Source organism: Mesotoga infera, from assembly GCA_011045915.1.
GTDB classification, from domain to species: domain Bacteria; phylum Thermotogota; class Thermotogae; order Petrotogales; family Kosmotogaceae; genus Mesotoga; species Mesotoga infera_D.
This window is the reverse complement of record DSBT01000250.1, coordinates 1-3,700: the sequence shown is the minus strand read 5'-3', so window position 1 is coordinate 3,700 and position 3,700 is coordinate 1. Positions and strand designations below refer to the sequence as shown.

Sequence of the window (3,700 nt, the reverse complement as noted above, 5' to 3'; positions counted from 1 at the left end):
GTCTTTCGGGCGCTTCTTATATCGTCCCAGCCGAAGAGAAGAACGTCCCAGGACCTCAATCGCTCATTCATTCTCGGGATCCTTACCAGAGGTGAAAGGGTTCCCTGAGCCAGTAGCTGAAATGCCCTCAATCCCTTTGAAAGGCGCGTAATACCGAAGTCCTGCTCGCCGCTCGTATCGAGAACCAGCGCGGACGCCCCTTCCGTCTTGAACAACCTCAATCTCCCCGCTGCAACCATCGACTCGAAGGCCTTCGTGCCTTGAAGAAGGAAATCATAATCCTTCTCGAGAGGTTTGTACAGGTCCAATATCGTTTCGAGGTCTAACTCCCTTTCAAAAAAGACGGACTTCTCATTTCTAGTCTTCCTTACGGGGCAGGCGTAGAAGTCCAGTGTCGCCGTAGTGGAGAAACCCATGTGTTCCAAGATCTTCTTCGAGGCAACGTTGTCGGCCTTAACCGATGCGTATCCGAAATCGAAATCAGTGGGCCCTAAGAGCCTCTGAAGTTCCTGAATGATCGATTTCAGCCAGCGCGCGACTTTCAGCCTGTATTTCGGGTTGGTCCTCAGCCCAAAGAGATATATGCCCTTTCTTGACTCTCCGTTCACGATCAAGTCTTCGATTCCCACACCGATACATCCGATAATGTCGTAGGCGTCTTCGGCAATCATGATAAAACCCTCTTCGAAGTACTTCAGTCTTCCAAAGAAGTCTTCTCTAAAAGCCACGAGCCAGATATTACCCTCCTGAGCCGATTCTCGCTCTATCTTGAGGAGCTTATCGTTGTCATCGATTGTGGCGAATCTTACATGTATGTTTCCTGCCTTCTTGTTTTCCATCAACGGCTCATGTCTTCAGGTGGGAATCGAACCACTCCAGTATTGCCCTCAGACGCTTTTCCCTGTGTACGGGAAGGCCTCCTCTGGATAGCTCGTGGTTCTCCTTCGGGAAGAGCACCATTTTCGCCTCTTTTCCGAGATACCTCAACGCCGTGAAGAACTGCATCGCTTCGGGGACCCAGCATCTGTAATCTTCAAGGGAGTGAATGAAAAGAATCGGAGTGACTACGTTGGGCGCCGACATTAGAGGTGACTGTCTGAGATAACCCTCGAGGTTGTCGAAGAAATCGCCTCCGGTCTGATCGCTTGCAAAGAAGTATCCGATATCCGTGGTGCCGAAGAAGGAGATCCAGCTCGAGATAGATCTCTGGGAGACGGCAGCCTTGAAGGCGTCGGTATGCCCCACAATCCAGTTTGTCATAAAGCCGCCGTAAGAACCTCCGGTGACTCCAAGCTTATCCTCGTCAACGAAATCGTATTCGTTTATGACGTACTCGACGATCTCCATTATGTCTTCGAAATCCCTCTCCCCGTAGTGACCCCTTATGTCGGCAAAGTCGGTTCCGTAACCGGCGCTTCCCCTCGGGTTGCAGTAGATAACAGCATACCCCTCGGAGGCCAGAGCCTGGAACTCATGTACATATCCTCCGCCATATGCCGTCTTTGGCCCTCCGTGTATCTCCACGACAGCGGGGTACTTCTTCCCTTCCTCGAAGTCTACAGGCTTCATTATCCAGCCTTCGATCTTCTGCCCGTCGGAGGCCTCCACTTCGAAGCTCTCAGGTTCCGACAGCTTAAGACCCTTAATCCACGAGTTGAAGTTTGTGAGCTTCTTCCTCTTGCCTTTGACAAGAGAGTAGATCTCAAGCGGCTCGAGCGTTGTCATCTCAGAAAGGAGAAGTCTTTCGCCTGCAATATCGAAGCAGTCTATGCTCCCCGAAGAGACAGCGATTTCCTCTAACTTTCCCTCTTTATCCATAGAAATAAGCTTTATTTGCGATCCTGCAGTTACAAGTGAATACAGCTTGCCTTCCACAACCTTCATGGAAGTGTTCGGCGAGACACCCCTCACATCGCTGTTCAGGCTGTTGCCGAAGTAAAGGTCCATTTCTCTGGCAACCATAGTAAGCGCAATAGACTCCAGATCTATATGGACAATGAAGGGATTGGTCGGGAAGCCTTTTTCGAAGTCGGTTGCGACAGCGAACAGTTCGCGTTCTCCCGACCACTGGCAGTGATAGAATGAGAGGCTGTCGTCTCCGATTCTCTTCGCCAATCCACTCTGCAAATCGAGGACGTAGAGACTGCTCCATATCGGCCTCTTCTCTTTATCTTCGGTTGTTATAACCGCAACTTCTTTTCTCTCGGGAGACACAACGATATTTTCGACATCTCCTCCAACGGCCTCGACCGGTTCCATCTTTCCGTCTTGGAGTTTCATCTTATACAGGCGGCCTGCTCTGTTCTCTGTGAATCCAGCTCCGTTGGAGAGAAATGGTATTTTGTCAATCTCGTAAACCTTCTTCTCTGGCGGGTCATCTTCTTCCAACTTCTCGGGATCTTCACCGGGCGCATGCTTCGTTATGAAAAGAACCGTCTCCGAATCGATCCACGAGACAGAGGAAAATCCTCCTTTTAGAGCCTTCACCAATCTGCTTTCTCCGCCCTCAAGAGGCAGAAGATAAAGCCCGGATCCTTTCGCGTCCTTATCTCTTCCCGAGACGAAGAGAAGGCTTTTGCCGTCTGGACTGACGGTGGGGGAACCGTCCTTTCCACCCCGGGTCAGCTGCCGAACCCTTCCACTTTTCATGTTGCCAGACCAGATGCTGCTTTCGTACTGGTTCTCCTTCTTGTCCATCGTCTTTCTTACAAAGACGAAGTTTTCCCCGTCGGGAAAGATGTGAAGATCGCCCACAGCGGAGTATTTGTAGAGATCCTCAAGCTTCAGCTTCTTCAACTAGATCACCCCTTTCAGAATCATTCTACCAGAATGGCGGCTTTTCATTCTCGACTTCCTTGTGATGCTAGAATTGTAGGGAATGAGAGGTGAATGAGATGATACTGGTGACCCACTTCGATCCCTTTGGAGGAAGCAGAATAAACGCATCGCAGATAGTAGCGCAGCTTCTCGCGGATTTGAGAGAAGACATTGAGCTCATGAGCCTTCCAACGGTCTTCGATGACTCCTTTTCTCCACTGAAACTGCGCCTCCTGAAAGGCGTCCCGGAGGCGTTGATTATGATAGGCCAGGCGGCCGGAAGATCTCTCATCACTCCGGAGAAGGTTGCGATCAACTGGAAGGAATCGGCGACTCCAGACAACAACGGATTTATTGCGACCGGAGAGAAGATAATTTCTGCTTCTAAAGACGCATACTTTTCCAAGCTTCCGATCGAACGGATTGTCTCTAAGCTGAAGGATGAGGGACTTCCTATCGAGAAGTCCTTCTCGGCAGGTGCATTTGTCTGCAACTATCTCTTTTACAGGTGTATGGATTTTCTCACAATGAGGGGCATAGACATACCCGCCGGGTTTGTGCACATACCGTGCATTCCAGAACAGACAAGTCCGGAAGAAGAAAAGCCGGCGATAAAGGCGGAAGTCTCGGCGAAAGTTCTTTCAAGGATAATAGACCTTGCACTGGAGGAGAATAGATGAGAATAGGCGGCGTTCCCCTCAACATAGTCTGGGAGTCTCCGGAGATCAACATGAAGATAATCGAAAGACTTTTCGCAGGAGCCTCGGTGGCCGGTGTCGAGCTGATTGTCTTTCCTGAAACTACCTTGAGCGGGTTCACTCGCAACGCGGAGAGAGCCTATGTGAGAGATGCAAGCAGTTTCTTCAAAAAGCAGGTAGATTAC

The 3,700-nt window shown here is 50.2% G+C and carries 4 protein-coding genes; 2 read left to right on the top strand and 2 right to left on the bottom strand.

The genetic code is table 11. From position 1 onward, the window contains the following. Both ENN47_08505 and ENN47_08500 read right to left on the bottom strand, forming a co-directional pair. The coding region (locus ENN47_08505) for a GNAT family N-acetyltransferase (GenBank protein HDP78208.1) at positions 1 to 839 on the bottom strand (839 nt) is incomplete at its 3' end. Positions 840 to 846: 7 nt separating this feature from the next. Then, positions 847 to 2,796, bottom strand: a complete 1,950-nt coding sequence (locus ENN47_08500; protein ID HDP78207.1) for a S9 family peptidase — start codon at positions 2,794 to 2,796, stop codon at positions 847 to 849. A gap of 98 nt (positions 2,797 to 2,894) precedes the next feature. Between ENN47_08500 and ENN47_08495 the strand changes: the two genes are divergently transcribed. Together ENN47_08495 and ENN47_08490 are read left to right on the top strand one after the other, a co-directional pair. Then, on the top strand, positions 2,895 to 3,497 hold the full coding sequence (locus ENN47_08495; protein ID HDP78206.1) for a pyroglutamyl-peptidase I: 603 nt from the start codon (positions 2,895 to 2,897) through the stop codon (positions 3,495 to 3,497). Beyond that, a partial coding sequence (locus ENN47_08490; GenBank protein HDP78205.1) for a nitrilase occupies positions 3,494 to 3,700 on the top strand: 207 nt, incomplete at its 3' end. The genes ENN47_08495 and ENN47_08490, both read left to right, overlap by 4 nt.

Bases quoted from the DNA above. Each gene is read 5' to 3' on its own strand.
- ENN47_08495 (HDP78206.1), top strand. From the start codon at position 2,895: ATGATACTGGTGACCCACTTCGATCCCTTTGGAGGAAGCAGAATAAAC.